A 21,131-nucleotide genomic window follows, 5' to 3' on the forward strand; every position below is an offset into this window, starting at 1 on the left:
ATCTTATCGCGATTGGTGTGATCGTAATTTTGAAATTACTTTGTAAAGTTGCGTTAGATTTTTTAATTATCGTAGTATTGGAAATTATAAGTCACAAAAGAGTGGTTCTAAGAAATTATGGAAATAGACCGTATAGATCGAAGCATACTGGTAGAGCTTCAAAAGAATAATCGAATTCCTAATCAAGCGCTGGCTGAGATTGTTGGCTTATCACCGCCTGCTTGCTTAAAGCGAGTGAAACGGCTGAGAGAAGAGGGCGTGATAGTTGGTGATGTATCTATCATCAACCCAGAACTGACTGGCAGTAAGATGACTTTGGTTGTATCCGTGGAAATGGAGCGTGACCGAGGGGATATTTACCAAATCTTTCGCCATTCTATTTCAAAGGCAGAAGAGGTCACGCAGTGCTATCAGATATCAGGCAGCTTTGACTTCATGTTGATTGTGACGGTCAGAGACATTCAAGCCTACGAAGACTTTGTGGAGCGAGTACTGCGCAAAGATCTGAATATTCGTAAATTCCATACATCTGTCTCAATGAGAACCGTGAAGTTTACCACTGCAGTAAACTTAGATGAGTCGTGACTGTTAGCTTGAGAAGATATGTGAAGTTATTAGCTTTGTGAGGTACTTAGCTATTGTTTGTATAAATAGCAGGCATTTACACAAAATGTGACGTTCACATTTTGTCATAACTTTAATAATTGTATATATTCCTCGCCTAAAATAATAATTAACCTAAGTTAATATAATGACTGTCAGCTCATCTTCTCAATCTCGTGAAACGCTTCTAAGCGAAAACGAACAACTTGTCTCTACCACTGACTTAAAAGGCGTGATTACGTACAGTAATGATGCTTTTTGTCGCATAGCGGAATACAGCCAACAAGAATTGCTAGGGCAACACCACAATATCGTAAGACATAACGATATGCCGAAAGCCGCTTTTGCAGATATGTGGGTCAACCTAAAACAAGGTAAAGCGTGGCGTGGCATCGTAAAAAACAAAACCAAATCCGGTGGGTTTTATTGGGTCGATGCTTACGTTACCCCAATCTACGAGGGCGGCAAGGTGAGTGGTTATCAGTCTGTTCGTGTTAAACCGAAGAATGAGTGGGTGCAGATCGCAGATAAGGCCTACCAAGGCTTATTGAAAGCTGAGAAATCTGGCCGCCAATGGTCATTACAGATCAGTGACAGTGTTCGTTACGCAGTTTTGTTAGGCTCTTTGGCCGCACCTCTGGTTTCAAACCTAGTCGAAGTAGGGCAAGTGTCGCAATGGCTTCTGAGCTTGCTTCCAGTTTCAGCATTAGCACTGCTTTTCCGACAAGAGCTCATTGATACTCCACTGCAGTTAAAAAAGCTGCAATCGAAATTCGATAGTGTTAGTCGCCTTGTCTATTCAGGTAATAGTCAGTTCTCTGTTGCCGATTTTCACTTAAAACTGTTGTCTGCACGTATTCGTACTGTACTGGGTCGTATGACAGATTCAGCTAAGCCATTACAAGATTTGGCAGATAATTTAAATGCCACGTCATATGAAGTATCAGAAGCCTTAGATCAGCAAACAAAAGACATTCTTCAAGTACGAGAGGCGACTGAAGAGGTCGAAGTAACCGCCAATGAGGTCTCTTCTCGCACAGAAGAAGCACACCAGATTGTTGATGTGACTTTGCGAACCTGCGCTGGCGCTAAAGAAAGCATTAATCAAACTCATCAAAACTTAGAGAGCCTAGCTTCTCAGGCTGAAAAGGCGACTCAAACGACTTACCAACTGAGCGACCAAGCACAGAGCGTGAGTAAGATAATGGAAGAGATTGGTGGAATCGCCGAGCAAACCAACTTGTTGGCACTGAACGCTGCGATTGAAGCGGCTAGAGCGGGCGAGCAAGGACGAGGCTTTGCTGTCGTTGCAGACGAAGTGCGCGCGTTGTCGGGTCGAACCTCAAAGGCTACGGTTCAGATCAAAGAGAGTATTGATACCATGCTGGCAACAATTGAAGGCTGGCAAAAAGATATTCTGGCGAACCGTGAGCAAACGGACGCATGTGGTGATGTTGCGAAGGTGAGTGCAGAGCGCTTGTCTGAAGTCGAAAACCTAATGCAATCCATGAACGAATTGATGCAGTCTGTTGAAAACTCAGCTCACAAGCAACGTACTCTTTCGAGTGAAGTTAACCTTCACATGCAATCTATCGCATCGACCGCAGAACAAAACTTGGTTGCCACACATTCTGTTAAAGATCATTCAACAGAGCTAAAAGAGCAAGTGAATGAGTTCTACCAACTGGCGAAGCGCTTCGAAGAAAAATAGAATCGTTGCCACAGATAATCTGAATCAGACTTAACAGAAAGCCTTGTATAATATGCAGGGCTTTTTCATAGGTGAAAAGTGGCGGTTAGAAAAGCTTTGAAACAAAAATAAAACATCGTTCAATTGTGATTAAGTTACACTTCCCATATTCCAATTAAAAGACAGAGCATCAGCATGCGCCCCCTTATTGTCACCACCATTTGCTTAAGTTTTATTAGTGCTCCTTGTATAGCCTCAAAAGGATCGAATTACCTTTATACGGGGTATCAGAATACGAGGGTGAGTGACGATGGCTTTCAAGATTACTTTGATGGTGCCTACAATAACTCAGGAAGTAAGCAACTTTATGGTGGCTATTTCGGTGGAAACTATGCATTAAACGATGCTTTCTTCTTAGGTTTTGATTCGTCCGCGACGACACGCTCTTCAACGACATTGTCTGACCTATCTATTCACTTGGGTCTGTACCATTCTGTCAGCCAACAAGTTGAATTGTATGCCTCTGGTGGTGTGAATTGGGTAAGACCGGAAAGACGCTCTTCGTGCCGTAATGACACCATTTGGGATCCGTGTGATCGAGAGACCATTAAAAATTACGATGAGGGTTTTATTGGTGAGGCGGGGGCGGTCGTATCACTCAATGATCGTTGGTCACTGCAACCTTTTTATCGCTATTCAGATACCCATCAACATGGTTTAAATAACTTCGGGATTGTGAGTTCGGTTGATATTCTTTCTTGGCTCGCTGTCGACGCTGGATATGACCATACTTATAGCAAAAACCTAAAGCAGAATACGATTCGAGTGGGTGCGCGGTTTACGTTTTAACGGCTAAAGCGCAAAGATACAAAAAAGCCCCGCATTTTCATGCGGGGCTTTCAGTATGCTTCAACCCATTTAAAGGCGAGACAGTGTATTCAAGATTAAGCTAGAAGCTCTTTCGCTGTGTTTACTACGTTTTCAGTAGTGAAACCAAACATCTTGAATAGCTCACCTGCTGGTGCAGATTCGCCGAACGTTGTCATACCGATGATCTTGCCACCGAAACCAACGTACTTGTACCAGAAGTCAGCGATGCCAGCTTCTACTGCGATACGAGCAGTAACGTCAGATGGAAGTACAGACTCACGGTACTGCGCGTCTTGCTTATCAAACGCGTCGGTTGCAGGCATAGAAACTACGCGTACTTTCTTACCTTCAGCTGTTAATTCAGCAGCAGCGTTAACCGCTAGTTCAACTTCAGAACCTGTTGCGATAAGGATAAGCTCTGGCTTGCCTTCACAATCTTTCAGGATGTAACCACCCTTAGCGATGTTAGCAACTTGCTCAGCGTCACGATCTTGTTGTGCAAGGTTTTGACGAGAGAAGATAAGTGCAGAAGGACCATCTTTACGCTCGATTGCCAGTTTCCAAGCCACTGCAGATTCAACTTGGTCACATGGGCGCCATGTGCTCATGTTTGGAGTTAGACGTAGAGAAGCGATCTGCTCAACCGGTTGGTGAGTAGGACCATCTTCGCCAAGACCGATAGAGTCATGCGTGTAAACTTGGATGTTCTGAGTTTTCATCAGAGCTGCCATACGCATAGCGTTACGAGCGTATTCCATGAACATTAGGAACGTTGCGCCGTATGGTACGAAACCACCGTGCAGGGCGATACCGTTCATGATAGCTGTCATACCGAATTCACGTACACCGTAGTGGATGTAGTTACCTGAGAAGTCGTTTGCTTCAAGAGACTTAGAACCAGACCACATGGTTAGGTTAGAAGGCGCAAGGTCAGCAGAGCCGCCCATGAATTCAGGTAGCATAGCACCGAACGCTTCTAGTGCATTTTGAGATGCTTTACGTGATGCGATGTTTGCTGGGTTAGCTTGAAGATCAGCGATGATTGCCGATGCTTTCTCTTCCCATTTTGCAGGAAGATCACCGTTTACGCGGCGTTTGAATTCAGCTGCCAGCTCAGGGTATGCTGCTTCATAAGCTGCAAGTTTCTCGTTCCACGCTGCTTCCTTAGCTGCGCCTGCTTCTTTCGCATCCCACTCTGAGTAAACTTCCGACGGAATTTCAAAAGGACCGTGCTCCCAACCTAATTCTTTACGTGTTGCTGCAATTTCTTCAGCGCCTAGTGGTGCACCGTGACAGTCGTGCGTACCTGCTTTGTTTGGAGAACCAAAGCCAATTACTGTTTTAGTACAGATTAGAGTAGGGCGAGGATCTGCTTTAGCCGCTTCAATTGCTGCGTTGATAGCGTCAGAGTCGTGACCATCTACTGCTGGGATTACGTGCCAGCCGTAAGCTTCGAAACGCTTAGGTGTATCGTCAGAGAACCAACCTTCAACTTCACCATCGATGGAGATACCGTTGTCATCCCAGAAAGCAACCAGCTTACCAAGACCTAGCGTACCCGCTAGAGAGCATGCTTCGTGAGAGATACCTTCCATCAGACAGCCGTCACCCATGAATGCATAAGTGTAGTGGTCTACGATGTCGTGGCCTTCTTTGTTGAATTGTGCCGCAAGCGCTTTCTCAGCCATTGCCATACCAACAGCGTTAGTGATGCCTTGACCTAGAGGACCAGTAGTCGTCTCGATGCCTGGTGCATAACCGTACTCTGGGTGACCCGGAGTCTTAGAGTGAAGTTGACGGAAGTTCTTAAGATCTTCAATTGAAAGCTCGTAACCTGCTAGGTGAAGCAGAGAGTAAATCAGCATAGAGCCGTGGCCGTTAGACAGGATAAAACGGTCGCGGTCAGCCCACTCTGGGTTTGCTGGGTTGTGGTTTAGGTGAGAGCGCCAAAGTACTTCAGCGATGTCAGCCATACCCATAGGTGCGCCAGGGTGACCAGAGTTTGCTTGTTGTACGCCGTCCATGCTTAGAGCACGAATAGCGTTAGCTAGATGTTTGCGGTTCATAGAAACTTCCGAATAAAAATTAAGATAAACAAATTGATAAAAGTAGGGGAACTGAACGTTCCCCTATTTGAATTTGGTAAGAGTGATTACAGCTTAGCTGCAATCATTTCTTCTAGTTTGCCTTGGTCAACTGCGAAGTTGCGGATGCCTTCAGCTAGTTTCTCAACAGCCATTGCGTCTTGGTTGTGATCCCATAGGAACTCAGCGTGAGTCATCGCTGCTGGACGCTCTTTAGTACCGTTAGAGTCGATTAGCTTCTCTACTACTTCACCTTCTGCTGCTTCTAGGTCTGCTAGAAGTTGAGGTGCGATAGTTAGACGGTCACAACCAGCAAGTTCAAGGATCTCGCCGATGTTACGGAAGCTTGCGCCCATAACAACAGTTTTGTAACCGTGGTCTTTGTAGTAGTTGTAGATATCTGAAACAGAGATTACACCTGGATCTTCTGAAGCTTCGAAATCACGACCTTCTTTCGCCTTGTACCAGTCCATGATGCGACCTACGAAAGGAGAGATTAGGAATACTCCAGCTTCAGCACAAGCACGAGCTTGAGCGAAAGAGAATAGAAGCGTTAGGTTACAGTTGATGCCTTCTTTCTCTAGGATTTCAGCAGCGCGGATACCTTCCCAAGTTGAAGCCAGTTTGATAAGGATGCGGTCGTTCGTGATGCCAGCGTCGTTGTACATTTTGATAAGCTGACGAGCTTTAGCAACGCTGCCTTCCATGTCGTAAGAAAGACGAGCATCAACTTCAGTCGAGATACGGCCTGGAACTACTTTAAGGATTTCTTTACCGATGTTTACGTTAAGCATGTCACAAGTGTCTTGAACTTGCTGTGCTTTGTCATCGCTTTGCGCTTTAGCGTATTCGATAGAAGCATCGATTAGAGGAGCGTACTCAGCAATTTGAGCGGCTTTAAGAATTAGAGATGGGTTAGTTGTTGCATCTTCAGGAGTGTACTTGCTGATAGCTTCAATATCGCCAGTGTCAGCTACAACAGTTGTTAGTTTACGAAGTTGCTCTAATTTATTGCTCATTTTGATCATCCTATGTATCGCATAACACCCCTTTAATGGGAGAGGTGCGGGCATTTGCAAGCTAACTAATGAAGTTCTCAATGGTTGTACCAGTGAGCCAAACTTACATTAATTTAAATTTTTCTCCGAACGAACATTTGCACAGAACATTTGATCGCTCGATGAGTAAATGATGTAGCCATATTTATCCGATCTAGCACCAAAGTCAACGGTAAATAGTCCTGTATGGTGACTTCAGTCAAATATATTTCGCTCTAGTAATCATGGGGTATGCAGGCAAACGTTTAACGGGCATGGGAAGGTGAATTAATCAACAATAAAACCAAGGCTATCACCGTGAACAAATGTTCCTTGTCGTTACATATGTTCGCAGTGTAAACTTGTGTATCACTTGCTGATGCATCGAACATTTGTTCTCAAAGCAGGTAAAATAATTGTTAAATATAGGTTGCGTGGTATATGAGTAAGAATATCCAAGATGTTTCCGAAGAAAACACTGATCTCCTCACTGAAGTGGCGGTTGCTTATTATCAGGATGGCGCGACACAAGAAGAGATCTCTAAAAAGTACTCTATCTCTCGTGCAAAGGTTGGTCGAATGCTCAAGCAAGCCCGAGATGAGGGCATTGTTGAGATCACCGTGAAATACCACCCAGTATTCAGTGCCAAGATAGAACAACGCTTAATTGAGCGCTTTGGTGTGAAACGCGCACTTGTGGCACTAGATCAACCGAATGAAGAGAAGCAGCGACTCCAAGTTGCAGGCTTAGTGTCTAACTATTTAACCAGTACCTTGAAAAATGGCATGGTGGTGACAGTAGGCCAAGGCCGAAACGTATCGTCTGTTGCTCACCATACTGGTGTAATTACCCCTCGTGATTGTAAGTTCGTGTGTGGCATCGGCGGTATTCACCCAAGAGGCGGTATGTTTAATGCCGACCACATCTGTCGACAGCTAGCCAAAAAGTACGGTGGGTCTTCTGAAACCTTATACGCGCCCGCTTATGCAGAAAACAAAGCACAAAAAACGGCATTCATGGAAAACAGCACCGTTAAGCAAACACTCGATCTAGCCCGAAAGGCCGACGTTGCATTAGTCGGTATCGGTGACATGAGCGAAAACAGTTACATGGTTGACCTAGGTTGGTTTACCGCAGGCGAAGTGGTTCAATCTCGTTTATTACAGGGCGTTGTTGGTGACTTTGCTGGCTATGACTTTTTTGACGTACACGGCAAAGCGGCAAACACCGTTATGAGTGATCGAGTGATCGGTTTGGGGTTAGAAGAGTTTCGCCCAATCGCAGAGGTGATTGCGATAGCTGCCGAGAACAGTAAACCATTAGCTTTATTAGGTGCGCTAAGAACGGGCGTGGTTGATGTTATAGCAACCAGTGTGAGCAATGCTTTGACGGTTTTAAACTTAGATGAGCAGATGAAGCACGCTGAGTTAGACGAAAATCGTTAAGGTACAAGTGTTATTGATAAGCGAAAGGGAGCCCGTTTGGGCTCCCTTTTTGATTCATCGTGTTATTCGTGAGCTTGGTGAGATCAACTGACAGTTATGCCGTTGATTCTGGTAGCTCTATTGTCTCAACCTGAGTTGGTGCTAGATACTCACACAGCTCATCATAAGGAATAGGGCGAGAGAAGTAGTAGCCTTGCATCAAATCACATCCACAGGCCTTTAGAATCGAGAAGTGTTCGTTTGATTCTACGCCTTCTGCCAATACCACCATGCCGAAGTTTTTACCGATTGCGATAATGTTTTGCACCATAGTCAGTGACTGCTGGTCTATAGTTATGTTCTCAATGAAACTCTTATCAATCTTAAGTTCGTCGATAGGGAGTGCTTTCAACATGCTCAACGATGAATAGCCGGTACCGAAGTCATCCAGAGAGATCTTAATATCGTTTTCTTTGAGTGCTTCAAACAGTGGTTTCACTATAGCTACATCTTCAATGAACAAACTCTCCGTTATCTCTAGCGTTAAATAGCTTGGAGATAACTGATACTTTTCAAGCGTAGCGAATAAGTGGTCAGAGAACGACTTATGGGAAAACTGACGAACCGATATATTGATCGACAGCCCGATCTTTTGTTCGGTTGTTCGGTGCAAGTGGGTGATCTGCATAATGCTGGACTCAATAATAAAAGTACCCAGTTTTTGCATTAAGCCTGTGTTCTCTGCTATCGGTATAAAGACATCCGGCGGAACAAAACCCAATTCGTCATCAATCCAGCGAACGAGTGCTTCTACACCGTGAATACTCTCATTTGCACGAACCAGTGGTTGGAAAACCATGAACAGTGTTTGTTTCTCGATAGCGATGCGTAGCCTTTGTTCTACTTTCATTCTGTAGAGGTGAGCGTCTTGCAGCGCCAGTGGTAAAAATACTGTATGAGTTCTGTTGTTGCTTCGCTTTGTACATTGAAATATCGGCAGAACGGAGCAAGCTATCCAAATCTTTTCCGTGTTCGGGGAAGCGAGCAATACCAATACTGCAGCCGAGCAAGAACTGGGAGTGTTCTACTTCATAAGGTTGAGAAAGTACTTCAATAATCCGCTCGGCGAGTCGTTTAATCTCAGATTCGTTCGTTAACGGTGTTAAGAATAGAAACTCGTCGCTGGATTCACGCACCAACAAACTGAGTCGAGAACGGAATCTCATCAAACGTAACGCAATCTGTCTGAGTACCTTGTCCCCGAAGTCGTGCCCGTGAGTATCATTAACACACTTAAAGTTATCGATATCGATAAATAATAGCGAAAATGGCTCTGAGTCATCGTCAATCCATTTGCCAATATTTTTACGCATGTACAAACGGTTTGGTAGAGAGGTTAATGGGTCATGGTTCGCCTGATAAATGAGTTGGCTACGAGTGCGTTGTTCATTCTTGGCAATCGACTTAACCAAAAAGTAGAAACCGAACTGAAGAAAAATAAAGGCAACGAACAGAATGCTGAACTCTTGTATGAATATGCTATCGACGTGAGTTAGGTCCGTACGCCCTACCACCCATAATTTGTAGTTTGGGATGTATTTCGCGCTTATTAAAGAGTGGTATTGTTCATCGTCTACGACAAAAGAGTAGGTTTCTTGCCCATTCATCGCTTCTTGCACGCTAATTCCAAAGTGGTCGGTAAAGGTGCGTGTAATACGCTGTATGACATCTTTGCCTACTGGAGAGGAATACGCACTCTCAGATTCGATATCACTCGAATAAAATTGGCGATAGCTGTCTGTCCTGAGCAGGCTTAGTGTATTGAAACTTCCGGCGTGAGCATTATTTTCAAATACGATCGTGGCGTCTAATCGTAGCCCGGCGGTCATTACTGCATCGGCTTTCTTGCCATCGATTGAAATGGATTTTCTCAGTGGGATAACCAAGCTATTCAGCGATTCTTGAAAATAGGTACGGCCAAGCACCATGCTACTGCTAGATAGGGCGTCTAAAAAGGAGTCTCTCGTTGGTGCGTATTGCAGCAAATTCCTTTGATTCGCAAGTTGGAGATTTGAGCTGATCGAGAGGTAGTCACCGTCGGTGTTCAACAAGCCAAACGCTGCTATCGCAGGGTGGGTTTCAAGTAGTTTGTCTAAAATGGGCCTAATTTGGATAGACGCAGTACGTGTGAAATCAGACTGTTGAGCCAGTTGATGGCCGACCACTTCTAACAAGGCTTCTTGACTGGTCAGCAGTGAGTTGACTGAGCTAGAAAAAAGCTCAACTTGAATGTGTTGCTGCTCTATGAAGTCGTCTCTGTTTGCTTTCCAGTTTGTTACTCCCAACACGGAGAAAAGTATCACGGTAAGCAGCACGATCATAGCGTACAGCGACCAGATATTTTTCTTAAATAGAGCCATGAGATGCCTTTTGTTGGTTACTACTATTAACAGAGAGCAAGTGACAAACTATTGGGTCGTCAGCGTGATTCATGCAACGAAGGATACAAATATCCACAATGAAAGTATTAATGATTAAATAGTGTAACGACTATGAGCAGAGATTCTTGAGTGAAATATTAGTATTCATAATTTTGATAACGATTAGTTTATGATTAATCACAATTTATGGTTAGCAAGTTGATGTGGATTACCAATCAAACAGTGTTAATCGAGTCTTAGCCTCGAGCGAACATAGTGTTAACTGCGGCACAAAGGCTTACTTCATGAGATGTGAGGTCATCATTATCAGCAAGCTCTTTATGCATGCGCAGTATATTCTAACAGTGGCAGTAAGCGAAGTTGAATTACTGGTTTGTTACGGCGATAGGCAGGCTTTCGTTAGCGCCCCATTCTGTCCATGAGCCATCGTAAACTCCCATTTCACCCGAGTATCCCGCCAATTTAGCAGCCAACAAAATGATGCAGGCAGTCACACCTGAACCACAGCTAAAGAACATCGGTTGAGTTGGCGTTAAGTCTAACGTAGAAAAGATTTCTGTAAGCTCGCTCTGTGGTTTCAACTTACCGTTGTTCAGCACTTGTGCGAATGGTAGACAAACTGAGTTTGGAATATGCCCGCTGCGTAATCCAGCTCTTGGTTCAGGCACTTCTGAATCAAAACGAGCTTGAGATCGAGCATCTAGAATATTGGCACTCTTGTTTTCTGAATAGCTTAGGACTTGCTTTGCATCCACAAAGTAGTTTTCTTGAATGTTGCCTTCGAAATTGCCTGGTGTTACTTCAGCTCTGTACGATGTGTCCGTCGCGTAACCCGCTTCAATCCATGCTGGCAAGCCACCGTCTAAAATGTGTACGTTGTTGTGTCCCATTGCCATAAACATCCACCATGCACGGGGCGAAGCGAAGGTTCCGGAGTTATCGTACACCACAATCGTGCTGTCTTGGTTGATACCAATTTCACGTGCACGAGTGTTGAAGTGTTTTTCGGAAGGGAACATGTGAGGAAGTAGGGTATGTTTGTTGCTGAAGTCTTTGTCGTAGTCGAAACGAATTGCTCCAGGAATCATTTGTCCTTTGATCTTTTCAGACTCACTTGGAATTTGAAATTCGATACTGGCGTCTAAGATGATGATGTTGTCTTGCTCTAACAAACGTTGTTGAAGTTGTTCTGGAGAAATGAGTGGCTGATTCATTCTTATTGTATCCATTCTTGTTGTAGTTATAGCTGTTGTTATATCGGCGGCTAAGGTGCAGCTCTACAGTGGATGAACTGATAGCTGCTTTGTCCGGTGATTTGGTTACTTAATGTATCAAGCGAGACTACAGAATCAATAGGGCAGTCCGTGGTCGGTGCAATAGATACGCGGAATACACTGTTGTCTTGAGTTTGAACAGTAAGATAACGCCTGTGTCCATCTAATGACTGAGTGAGTGTATTCGAAATCACTTTGGCTTCAATACGTTGCCCCGTCTGTGACGTCAGCGGAAAATGGGTAAGGGCAACTAATACGCCGACACCGCACATTAAGATAAATAGACCTATTTTTAACTGTTTCATGAGAGTAAGTCTTTGAAGGTTATCTTGAAAATATAAGTTAGATTCGAAGTAAAGTGAATGAACTCTAATTAGATAATTTTCACTTTTATTGGTTTGGAGCGATCAAAAAAGTGAGCATTGCTGCTCACTTTTGTCTGTAGATATTCGAATCTAAACTTTCATTACCACACAATCTGAGAATTGCTGCTCGATACTACTTTTTGTAGAGGTGGCTGACCATCGTAAAACCAAATCTCTACGAGAAGTGAATCGTGGCTGACTGGGCTCGTGAAATTAGAGGCAAACACACCATTGTTTAATGATCCTGCAATCACTTTGCTTGAGTAGTCTGGTTTCAATGTCGAGTCGTCACGAGCACTAAAACGGCTATACACGGTAACAAATGAACGGTCTATTGAAATACTACTGATGTCGATGTCGATATCAAACTGCTCTATAGAGCTGTAATCAAAACCGTCGGGTACAACTAAATCACTCATAGTGTAAGTGGGTACCGCTGCTGCACTGGCTACTGGAGACGGTGATGGCGTTGCTGGTGTTGCTGGCGTCGCCGGTGAAGACGGTGAAGGAGAAGCCGTGCTGCCGCCCCCGCCACCTCCGCCCCCACCACAACCTGCTAGTAGGAGTGGGGCTGTAGCTAAAACTACGGTCATTGTTTTCTTCATGTTCCAAGAGCTTTGTGCAGACATATTATTTTCCTTAGAGAGGTTGCTTCTCAACTCAACGTTATGATGTTCGCGATTATGTTTATCTTTGATACTCATGACGTCTCTCCTTATGGCTCGTAACATTGGTTGTCTGCTGGTGATACGTACCAAGTCTGGTTATTTTCACCGCTTGACTCTGCCCACTGCTTAAACTCTGGGTAAGCAGTTACGATATCCACGTATTCTTGCGGCCATTCCCACTCTTCTGTTGATGTAATAATGAGAGCCCAAGGGTGGTTTTCTGCTGTCTTGAAATATTTCCCCGTTGCTGGGTCGCTATCGTCAACACCGATCCCAGAGTCAAATAGGTTCACTGTATCGAAGGCCTCGGTTGGTGCTTGGTCTGGTAGATGTACCTCCCAGCTACGTCCCGGATGCGCAGGAAGGTTTTCACCGTGATAGTATCCTGGCGTCGCGAAGATGAACGGGTCGTAAGGCATATCAGTCCAACTTGCAGTGCTCACACCATCCCCTGCTAAGGTAATACCAACTTGGAAGGAGAACTGTTCGTCTTCTTTACATCCATTGCTGGTACGGTAGAAGTTACAAGCGGTAGTGATTTTCTCAGTTAAGTCGTTTGCAATGACAAATATTGCTTCGCTACGTCCTGATTCAAGATCTAGGTCTGTGAATACCCCGTTGTGTTTCATGTAAGAGTTACCACTACTCACTAAACTTGGATCTAGGTTTGGAAGTCGAACTGCGAAACCGTTTCTGTATGAAGCACCTACAGCAGCAAGGCGTCCATCAATGGTTGATTTAACTACTTTGCCATCTTTAAGGATTTCCGTAATGCGGTAGAATAGGACTGCGTCATTCATATCGTAATCGGCTTTGTACGGCCAGTTATCCTCGTAGGCGAGTGTTGCGTAGCCAGAAGCACTAGGGAAGTAGCGAGCTGTCGCACCATCATTCAATACGTCAACTTGAATATCCACTACCTCACCGGAGGTTGAACCGCCGAAGTAGCTTAAGTTGGTTTGTTGACTGAATCTGAATCGAGCCCATGTGGTACCAGTCAGTGCGTTGATATCGACATTTAGGAATAACTCATTTTCACCAGCATCTAACAGGTAATCTGTAAATACTTGTTCGTTGGCACCATCGAAGCTACCGTCTTGGTTCCAGTCGATCCAAGCCGAAAGGTAACCGGTTGTTGAAGCTTCAATTACCACTTTTGAATCAAGCCCGGCTTCAAGCGCAGTAACAAAACCGATACCACCGTTAGCCCACTCATCGTCCACTCCAATAGTTTCATCTGATTGTGGAGTGACATAACCATCCAAGTCTGCATCTGGTGGTGTTGTACCCAACCAAGTGATGCCATCAAGCTCATGTCGAGGACCATTACTCGCCAGTAACGTTAGGTAGCTGTCTGGAGCATCACCGAAGTCGATGTTTGAGTCTTCATCCACAACAGGTGCATTAGCACAACGAGCACCATCATTTTGACCAGAAATTGGGCCATTCGGTACAAATTCATCGGCTGGAACAATACCTGCTGCGATATTGGCAGCGTTGTCGGGAGATAGGTTGATTCGGTAGATCTTACCGTCTTGGTTTCGAGATACGTAGTAGTAGCCATTGACATCAAAATAGCCAGCACCGAACGTACCTAACTCACCGGTATCGCCGATGTAGGTTTCGGCTCCTGTGGTTGGGTTGAATTGGTACAGGCCGCCCGAGTTATTATCAATACCATATAGAGAGCCATCGCTTGGGTGAAAGGCGAAATCAGTCAATTTTACGGTTGCTGGGCTGCCTACAATTTTGTTAACGGTAACAGTCGCATTTGGATCGGCATCTAAAGGCGAAAGGTCAACGGTGAACAGCCCCTTACCTGTGCGGTATAGGTAGTAAACATGGTCGTAGACATCGCCTACATAAAAGGTGTGATCGGTTGGTAAGCCGCTGGTGTTGATGACCTCTGCTTGGAAGTCTTGGCCAAGACGCACTAAGCGTTTGTTGGTGGTGTCATAGCCATAAATATATCTGTCTTGAAAGTCAAAACCGACACCATTGATGTTGGCATTCATGCCTGTATCGTCTTCTAACAGGGTGGTTGAGCCGGTAACTAGGTTAACGCCCCAAACCTCAACGGGTTTCGACTGAAATAGGTATGCCTTACTAGGGCAGGTATCGAATGGCGCTGCGTTGGCGACCAATGGCGCACTTAATAGCAAACTTAACGTTGTGATTCTCATATCTACATCCTTGTCATGGAAGGTATAGATACTTTTACAAGTTACGTGCCAATTTTAAGTTATTGATTTTAGATGGTTTTTATTCTTAACTCTTCAGCGAAAATCTGTTTTCTCAAAATGAGAATTCAAATGAAACTGATTCCTCATGAAATGTTTCAATTTGAAATCAGGAATGTTTGGATTCAAGTTCAAATATAAAAAGCCCCGACATTGGTCAGGGCTTGAGGAGTTATAAAGTAGCTATCTTACTCGTGATTAGCTTAACCACACACCGAACAATTCGGCATCTTCATTAAATTCATCTCACGCCAACTGTGAGACATGGCATCGAGAATCAAAAGTTTGCCTTGCTTTGGTTGTCCAAACTTAGCAATAACTTTAATCGCTTCCAAAGCCTGAGCCGCGCCCACCATACCAACTACTGGCGCCATCACACCGGCTTCGACACAACTTAGTGCCGCATTGCCGAACAGAGCGCTTAAGCATTGGTAACACGGTGCATTTTCATCTTGATAAGTGAATACGCTAATCTGACCTTCCATACGAATCGCTGCACCTGATACGAGTGGCGTTTTAGATGCGTAGCATAAGCGGTTAAGTTGATTACGTGTTTCAACATTGTCGCTGGCATCAAGCACTAACGAATGCGCTTCGATTAGGTTCGCAAGCGTTTCGTCATCGAGCCTGTGATCGACAGTCTCAACTTTTAGGTGTGGGTTTAACACCTGTAATGATTCGGCGGCTGAAACGACTTTCTTTTTACCAATATCAGCATCGGTGTGAAGCACTTGTCGCTGCAGGTTTGAAAGCTCGACAATATCGTCGTCGATCAGTGTCAGCTTACCAATGCCCGCAGTCGCGAGGTATTGAGCAGAGGCACAACCAAGGCCTCCTGCACCCAACACTAAGATTGAGCTCTGTTTCAGCGCTTCTTGGCCTTCAAAATCAAACTGCTTAAGAATGATCTGGCGATTGTAACGAAGCATCTCTGCGTCAGACAGTATTTCCATCAGTAAGCCTTGTTAGTAAAGCGTCGAGTTAAACAATTGAATCTGAACTGTTTCGCCCACTTCAACACGGCCACGCTCACGCTCAAGTACCACAAAGCAGTTTGCTAGGCTCATTGAACGGAAAGCGCCAGAGCTTTGGTTACCTGTTGTTTCTACTACAAATTGACCGTTTTCAATCGAGTAGATACCACGTTGATAGTCAGTACGGCCTGGGCCTTTTTTAAATGCAGATTTAGTAATAGCAGGGATCGATTCTGGCGCTGTCCATGCAGTGTGACCTGCAAGTTTAGCAAGCATAGGCTGAACCAAAACATACATCGTCATCATCGCTGATACTGGGTTACCCGGTAGGCCACAGAACCAAGCGTTGTCTAGTTCACCAAATGCGAACGGCTTACCCGGTTTGATAGCTAGTTTCCAAAAGCCGATTTGACCAAGTTCTTCAAGGATGTCTTTGGTGTAATCGGCTTCGCCAACACTTACGCCACCGGAAGTCACGACAACGTCTGCCAATTCTTGAGCTTTCTCGAAGGTTTCTTTAAGCGTCGTAGGGCAATCAGGGATGATGCCTAGGTCAATCGCTTCGCAACCAAACGCTTCAATCAGTGGTTTGATACCGTAGCGGTTGCTGTCGTAGATCTGACCATCTTCAAGAGGCTGACCTAGCGGTTTTAGCTCATCGCCAGTAGAGAAGAAAGCGACTTTAGGTTTGTGTGCAACAGTCACATGGCTCACACCAAGTGAAGCGATCATTGGAATGTCGCGAGGCGTTAAACGTTCACCGCGGCTAAGAACGATGTCACCTTGTTTGATGTCATCACCGGTAGGGCGAATATTGTTGTTCAGTCTGATGTCGTCTTGCTGAATTTCGATGCCCGCATCGGTTTCGCGAGTATTTTCTTGCATGATGACTGCATCGCACCCTTCTGGGATTTTAGCTCCTGTCATAATGCGAATACAGGTGTTGCTTGGCCATTCGCCTTCAAATGGCTGACCTGCAAAAGATTTGCCTGCTAAGGGCAGTACTTTACCGTTTTCTAGGTCCGCTAAACGTAGCGCGTAACCGTCCATTGCTGAGTTATCAAAAGGAGGTACGAAAATAGGGGAGAGGATATCTTCAGCAAGTACGTAACCTAATGCATCTGCCAATGGCAGCGATAAGGTCGTTTGAATAGGTTTAATTGGTGATAGTAGCTTATCTAGTGCTTCTTCAATTGGCATCAAGCCCGGAGCGTCGCAACAGCCCATAATTGAATTCCTTTGATCGTTATTATTTTATTTGATGGTTGGCATCAGAATCGGTTTTGAGACTAAAAAGTTCGCCAACGAAATTGCAGTCACTTTAGCATAGTTTAAGGTCCGTAAATAATGACCTCCCTTAAAATATGGGTGTAATTATTCAAAATTCCGAGTATCCTTGTCTGCCATCCAAAAGGGGTAATAAAAGAGGAAGTTCAATGTCAGGTCTTAGCGAATCAGCGAAGTTGGTTAAAGATGCGCTAGCAAGCCGCGGATTAGAGACACCAATGAGTCCTAACCAGGTTAGCCGAGAAGAGAAAAAGGAACGAATCGAACACCATATGCGTGAGATTCTAACTCTCCTTGAACTTGATCTTACGGACGATAGTTTGGAAGAAACACCGCAACGTATTGCTAAAATGTACGTGGATGAAATTTTCTCTGGTTTGGATTACGCCAATTTCCCTAAAATTACCGTAATCGAAAATAAGATGGGTGTTCGTGAGATGGTACGTGTAAAAGACATTACCGTGACCAGTACTTGTGAACACCACTTAGTGACGATTGATGGTAAGACAGCGGTAGCCTATATCCCTCGTGGGAAAATCATCGGCCTTTCAAAGATTAACCGTATTGTTCGATTCTTTGCTCAGCGCCCGCAAGTTCAAGAGCGTATGACACAGCAGATCCTTGTTGCATTGCAAACGCTATTAGAAACCGATGACGTTGCTGTAACCATGGATGCGGTTCACTACTGCGTGAAATCACGTGGTGTAATGGACGCAACCAGCGAAACGACAACAACAGCACTGGGCGGTATTTTTAGATCAAACCCAGCAACGCGCCACGAATTCTTGCACGGCCTGCGTTAATACGTTTCGTTATTTGATAAGCTCGATTTAGCCTCAGAAAATCGACAACCAAGATTTTAAGCCTCGCACTCGCGGGGCTTTTTTGTACTTGTAGTAAAGTTAATTGCAATGACTGAGAATGTCGTCATTCCCTAGAGTCAAGAATGAGCGAGTAGGGAATCTGCTTTTATGCTCAGAGGTGATAGTGCAAGCGGTGGTTGGAAATAGATGCGCTCTACACGGTGTAAAGCGCAAATTTGGTTTCAGCTGGTGGAATGCTTAAGAAAGGTTAAACAAACGCTTTAAGTGGTGAACAATACCTGACGGTTTGTTCTCTGCTTGGTAGATGTTCAAGCCATCATAAAAGCTCGCCATGAACTCTACGCGAATCTCATCGTCAGTGCTTCTCGATAAGCGAGACAGCAGTGTAGCGGCTACAGCAGCATGATCATTGGCTAGGCTGTAATCCATTCCTAGTCGTCCTTGAATGAACAACCACAAATGAGTCACTAATTTTAACTGTTGAGCGTTAAAGTTTTGAAACTTGTCGCTGTGCTCTGTGCCTACTGTGTTATCGAATACATTTTGCATCGCCTCATTCGCTTCTTTATTGCTTTCAAAGCGATAGCTTGCATCGATATGTACCTTGGTTAACAGACCAAGCAACGTCTGACGTGCAGAGTTGTCCGGCTTATTCTCACAAGCGTGTTTAAACAGAGCGTGGTTTTCGTCGATAAAAGACGTTAGCTCTTTCTCGAAACCTGTCGCAATCGCGGCTACTGAGTCTAAACCAGACTCTTTCAAACAAGAGTGCAGCTTGGTTTTGACTTGCTGATTTGCTTCAAGTTTCTGCTGTTCACTAGTTGGAAGCTCAGTCATTACTCTGTAGCTCTTCCCACGTTACTTCAGCCGATTGAGTATCGCTGTTAACGAAAGCAGAGTTGCCAGTCAGCATCACTGAAAGATCCATCGTGCGTTGTGTCATCGCTGCAAGCTGCTCAATACCATCATTGTCTAAACGAACGATCTGAGCTTTCAGGTAACCGAATTTACCTTTGTTCTGCTCCCACCACACGTTTGATTTAGTGTTGAAGCTGAATACACGCACTGATTTAGATAGGCGAGTTGCCTTCTTAACACGCTCTGGATCGGGTTCGCCGACATCAACCCATTCTAGGATTTGATCATCTAACGATTTCTGCCATAAATCGGGCTCTTCAATGCTAGACAACCCTTTAGTGAACTCAAGTTCAGGAGAGGCATTGATACAGAAAGCCATGATTCGAGCCATCATTCGCTGTTCTGTTTCAGAAGGGTGTTGTGCAACCGTTAGATTAAAAGAGTCGTAATAGTCGCGATTCATATCAGTTAAAGAGATACGAAACTTGTAGATTGTCGGTTTAAGAGCCATTGAGAGGGTGTCTTAGGTAGAAATAGTGAAGGGGAATATTACCTTAAATCTCTGAATAGCGGGTAAAAAAATAGCCAGCAGAGGCTGGCTATTTTTTAGAAAGCTTTAAAATACTAAATTAAAGTACTTTGATGCTGTCAGCTTGTGGGCCTTTTTGACCTTGAGATACTACGAACTCAACTTTTTGGCCTTCAGCAAGAGTCTTGAAACCTTCGCCAGTGATAGCTGAGAAGTGTGCGAATACGTCTGGACCGTTTTCTTGTTGAATGAAGCCAAAGCCTTTAGTTTCGTTGAACCATTTTACTGTACCAGTAACTGTGTTAGACATGATGATATCCTAAAATTAAATTTTTATTTTGAGCCAATTGTGGCACTGATAGCGTGGAAAAGTTTATTGCTATTGCGTACAACACAACGGGGTTACTAGTAATCCAACGAAATGTTTATATACAAAGAACTTTCTTTCTAGCCGAGATGAAGTCTAAATTAAATCAGGGGATAGTCAATCGAATCCATAGTGAAAGGTTGCAGAAACTTGGGGGCAGTCAAACTTTGCATTCCTTAAATATCATGGAGTTACAGTTGTATGGTGATTTGTTGTCGTTTTTGTGAAAAAGGTGGTCGATATTGATGACAAATTTGGAGTAATTGCACTGTTTTAGCGCCTTCATTTTTGCAAATTAAAAGCCGCTAATTGGGTCTTGAGCCCACTTTTTACGGCTTGTATCTATAGATTTCGTTGTAAGGAAAATGTCTTTACTTGAACATTTTATCGACTACTTTTTCAAGCGATAAAGGTTGCCATTATCAGTACTAAAGAAGATGTCGCCGTCTGGTGAGGTTTCAATGTCTCTGATTCGTTCACCTAAGTCTTCAAGTAGGCGCTCTTCTTCTATTGCCTCACCTTGTGTATTGACCGTCACCACATTGATATGGGTAAGCTTGAGTGCACCCGCTAATAGTTTCCCTTTGAGTTCAGGAAATTTATCTCCTTGATAAACCACTAAGTTGCCGGGTGCGATTGAGGGAATGTAGACCTTTCTAGGCGCTTCAATACCATCTTTGGTTTTAGACTCGCCAACGCTAATTGGGCCCCAATACTCTTTTCCGTGCGATGTGACTGGCCATCCATAGTTGGCGCCTGCTTTTATTAGGTTGATTTCATCACCACCGCGCGGGCCGTGTTCAATCGACCAAAGCTTTTGAGTCGGGGCATCATAGAACAACCCTTGTGGATTGCGATGACCAAAGCTCCAAATCTCATTGAGAATCTGGTCGTTATCTGTGAATGGGTTGTCGCTAGGTGGGCTTCCATCGGCATTCAATCTCAATATCGAACCTGCGTGAGTCAGTGTATCTTGGCCGTTGTCTCTGTCACCACGATCGCCGATTGAAAAATACAGATGGCTATCGTCAAAGGTAATGCGGCTCCCAAAGTGACGACCTGTATCTGTTCTCGATTTAGACACAAACACATCTTGCCAGTCAGACACCTCATCGCCTTTGTACGTAGCAGAAGCGAGTGTGGTTACGCCCTCGCCATCAACATCTTTGCTGTAGGTAACATAGAACTTATCTTCTTCAAAAGGGGAGAGCGCGATATCCAACAAACCACCTTGGCCTTTCGCCCAAACATTGGGAAGCCTGAACAGTGTGCTTTGTTCACCAGTTTTTAAATCAATGTGTTTGATAACGCCTGCTTTTTCTGTGAGAAGCATAGAACCGTCATCGACATAAGCGAGACCCCATGGAATCTCGAGGCCGTCTGTGATTTTTTCTGCCTGCCATGCAAAAACTAGGGTTGAAGCAATTGGACCTGATACGATGAGTGCCAAAGCACAGGAAAGAATACGATGATGAGTGTTCATTGAAGTCCCTTGATTGTCATGACGTTGTATTAGTTTAGCTTGCGGTCGGTAAGTAGCTAACTAATAATTAGGGCAAATAAATAGTTAAGGCAAGTAGATAATTAGGGGCAGT

At 44.4% G+C, this 21,131-nt stretch carries 17 protein-coding genes and 1 pseudogene; 5 read left to right on the plus strand and 13 right to left on the minus strand.

The window, feature by feature from the left end:
• Positions 1 to 117 precede the first annotated feature (117 nt).
• The 3 genes from AB8613_RS21265 to AB8613_RS21275 all read left to right on the plus strand — a co-directional run bounded on the left by AB8613_RS21265 (position 118) and on the right by AB8613_RS21275 (position 3,142).
• The gene (locus AB8613_RS21265; protein WP_372384968.1) at positions 118 to 585 is read left to right on the plus strand and encodes an Lrp/AsnC family transcriptional regulator; all 468 of its coding nucleotides are present in this window, start codon (positions 118 to 120) and stop codon (positions 583 to 585) included.
• Between the two features lie 166 nt (positions 586 to 751).
• Positions 752 to 2,314: a PAS domain-containing methyl-accepting chemotaxis protein gene (locus AB8613_RS21270; protein ID WP_146490795.1), complete on the plus strand. Its 1,563-nt coding sequence runs from the start codon at positions 752 to 754 to the stop codon at positions 2,312 to 2,314.
• Between the two features lie 279 nt (positions 2,315 to 2,593).
• Positions 2,594 to 3,142, plus strand: coding sequence for a hypothetical protein (locus AB8613_RS21275; RefSeq protein WP_261383428.1), 549 nt, complete (start codon positions 2,594 to 2,596; stop codon positions 3,140 to 3,142).
• Positions 3,143 to 3,237: 95 nt separating this feature from the next.
• Here AB8613_RS21275 and tkt read toward each other — a convergent pair whose 3' ends face one another.
• Both tkt and tal read right to left on the minus strand, forming a co-directional pair.
• Entirely contained in the window at positions 3,238 to 5,229 is a 1,992-nt protein-coding gene (gene tkt, locus AB8613_RS21280; RefSeq protein ID WP_372384969.1) for a transketolase, read from the minus strand.
• A gap of 86 nt (positions 5,230 to 5,315) precedes the next feature.
• Positions 5,316 to 6,266, minus strand: a complete 951-nt coding sequence (gene tal, locus AB8613_RS21285; protein WP_146490793.1) for a transaldolase — start codon at positions 6,264 to 6,266, stop codon at positions 5,316 to 5,318.
• A 459-nt stretch (positions 6,267 to 6,725) separates the two neighbouring features.
• On the opposite strand from tal, the gene AB8613_RS21290 reads away from it, so the two are divergent.
• Entirely contained in the window at positions 6,726 to 7,730 is a 1,005-nt protein-coding gene (locus AB8613_RS21290) for a sugar-binding transcriptional regulator (protein ID WP_132969104.1), read from the plus strand.
• 94 nt (positions 7,731 to 7,824) lie between these two features.
• Here AB8613_RS21290 and AB8613_RS21295 read toward each other — a convergent pair.
• The 7 genes and pseudogenes from AB8613_RS21295 to moeA all read right to left on the minus strand — a co-directional run bounded on the left by AB8613_RS21295 (position 7,825) and on the right by moeA (position 16,898).
• Positions 7,825 to 10,129, minus strand: a pseudogene (locus AB8613_RS21295) (putative bifunctional diguanylate cyclase/phosphodiesterase).
• A gap of 386 nt (positions 10,130 to 10,515) precedes the next feature.
• Positions 10,516 to 11,364, minus strand: coding sequence for a sulfurtransferase (locus tag AB8613_RS21300; protein ID WP_372384970.1), 849 nt, complete (start codon positions 11,362 to 11,364; stop codon positions 10,516 to 10,518).
• Positions 11,365 to 11,414: 50 nt separating this feature from the next.
• On the minus strand, positions 11,415 to 11,729 hold the full coding sequence (locus AB8613_RS21305; protein WP_171369036.1) for a hypothetical protein: 315 nt from the start codon (positions 11,727 to 11,729) through the stop codon (positions 11,415 to 11,417).
• A 161-nt stretch (positions 11,730 to 11,890) separates the two neighbouring features.
• Positions 11,891 to 12,493, minus strand: a complete 603-nt coding sequence (locus tag AB8613_RS21310; protein WP_372384971.1) for a hypothetical protein — start codon at positions 12,491 to 12,493, stop codon at positions 11,891 to 11,893.
• A gap of 11 nt (positions 12,494 to 12,504) precedes the next feature.
• Entirely contained in the window at positions 12,505 to 14,640 is a 2,136-nt protein-coding gene (locus AB8613_RS21315) for an LruC domain-containing protein (protein ID WP_372384972.1), read from the minus strand.
• 260 nt (positions 14,641 to 14,900) lie between these two features.
• The gene (gene moeB, locus AB8613_RS21320) at positions 14,901 to 15,650 is read right to left on the minus strand and encodes a molybdopterin-synthase adenylyltransferase MoeB (protein ID WP_285953665.1); all 750 of its coding nucleotides are present in this window, start codon (positions 15,648 to 15,650) and stop codon (positions 14,901 to 14,903) included.
• A gap of 12 nt (positions 15,651 to 15,662) precedes the next feature.
• Positions 15,663 to 16,898: a molybdopterin molybdotransferase MoeA gene (moeA, locus tag AB8613_RS21325; RefSeq protein WP_285953664.1), complete on the minus strand. Its 1,236-nt coding sequence runs from the start codon at positions 16,896 to 16,898 to the stop codon at positions 15,663 to 15,665.
• A 209-nt stretch (positions 16,899 to 17,107) separates the two neighbouring features.
• Here moeA and folE point away from each other — a divergent pair, with 209 nt between their 5' ends.
• Positions 17,108 to 17,761 (plus strand): GTP cyclohydrolase I FolE, encoded by a 654-nt coding sequence (folE, locus tag AB8613_RS21330; protein WP_017061725.1) that lies wholly within the window; start codon positions 17,108 to 17,110, stop codon positions 17,759 to 17,761.
• Positions 17,762 to 18,019: 258 nt separating this feature from the next.
• Here folE and AB8613_RS21335 read toward each other — a convergent pair whose 3' ends face one another.
• The 4 genes from AB8613_RS21335 to AB8613_RS21350 all read right to left on the minus strand — a co-directional run bounded on the left by AB8613_RS21335 (position 18,020) and on the right by AB8613_RS21350 (position 21,019).
• Positions 18,020 to 18,619, minus strand: coding sequence for a hypothetical protein (locus AB8613_RS21335; protein WP_372384973.1), 600 nt, complete (start codon positions 18,617 to 18,619; stop codon positions 18,020 to 18,022).
• A complete protein-coding gene (locus AB8613_RS21340; protein ID WP_017631131.1) occupies positions 18,612 to 19,151 on the minus strand; it encodes a YaeQ family protein in 540 nt (179 codons plus the stop codon). Before AB8613_RS21340 ends, AB8613_RS21335 begins: the two co-directional genes overlap by 8 nt.
• A gap of 118 nt (positions 19,152 to 19,269) precedes the next feature.
• Positions 19,270 to 19,479 (minus strand): cold-shock protein, encoded by a 210-nt coding sequence (locus AB8613_RS21345; protein ID WP_004737278.1) that lies wholly within the window; start codon positions 19,477 to 19,479, stop codon positions 19,270 to 19,272.
• 448 nt (positions 19,480 to 19,927) lie between these two features.
• The gene (locus tag AB8613_RS21350) at positions 19,928 to 21,019 is read right to left on the minus strand and encodes a PQQ-dependent sugar dehydrogenase (protein WP_372384974.1); all 1,092 of its coding nucleotides are present in this window, start codon (positions 21,017 to 21,019) and stop codon (positions 19,928 to 19,930) included.
• Between the last annotated feature and the right edge of the window lie 112 nt (positions 21,020 to 21,131).

This window comes from Vibrio sp. BS-M-Sm-2, assembly GCF_041504345.1.
In the GTDB taxonomy this organism is placed as follows: Bacteria; Pseudomonadota; Gammaproteobacteria; order Enterobacterales; family Vibrionaceae; genus Vibrio; species Vibrio satsumensis.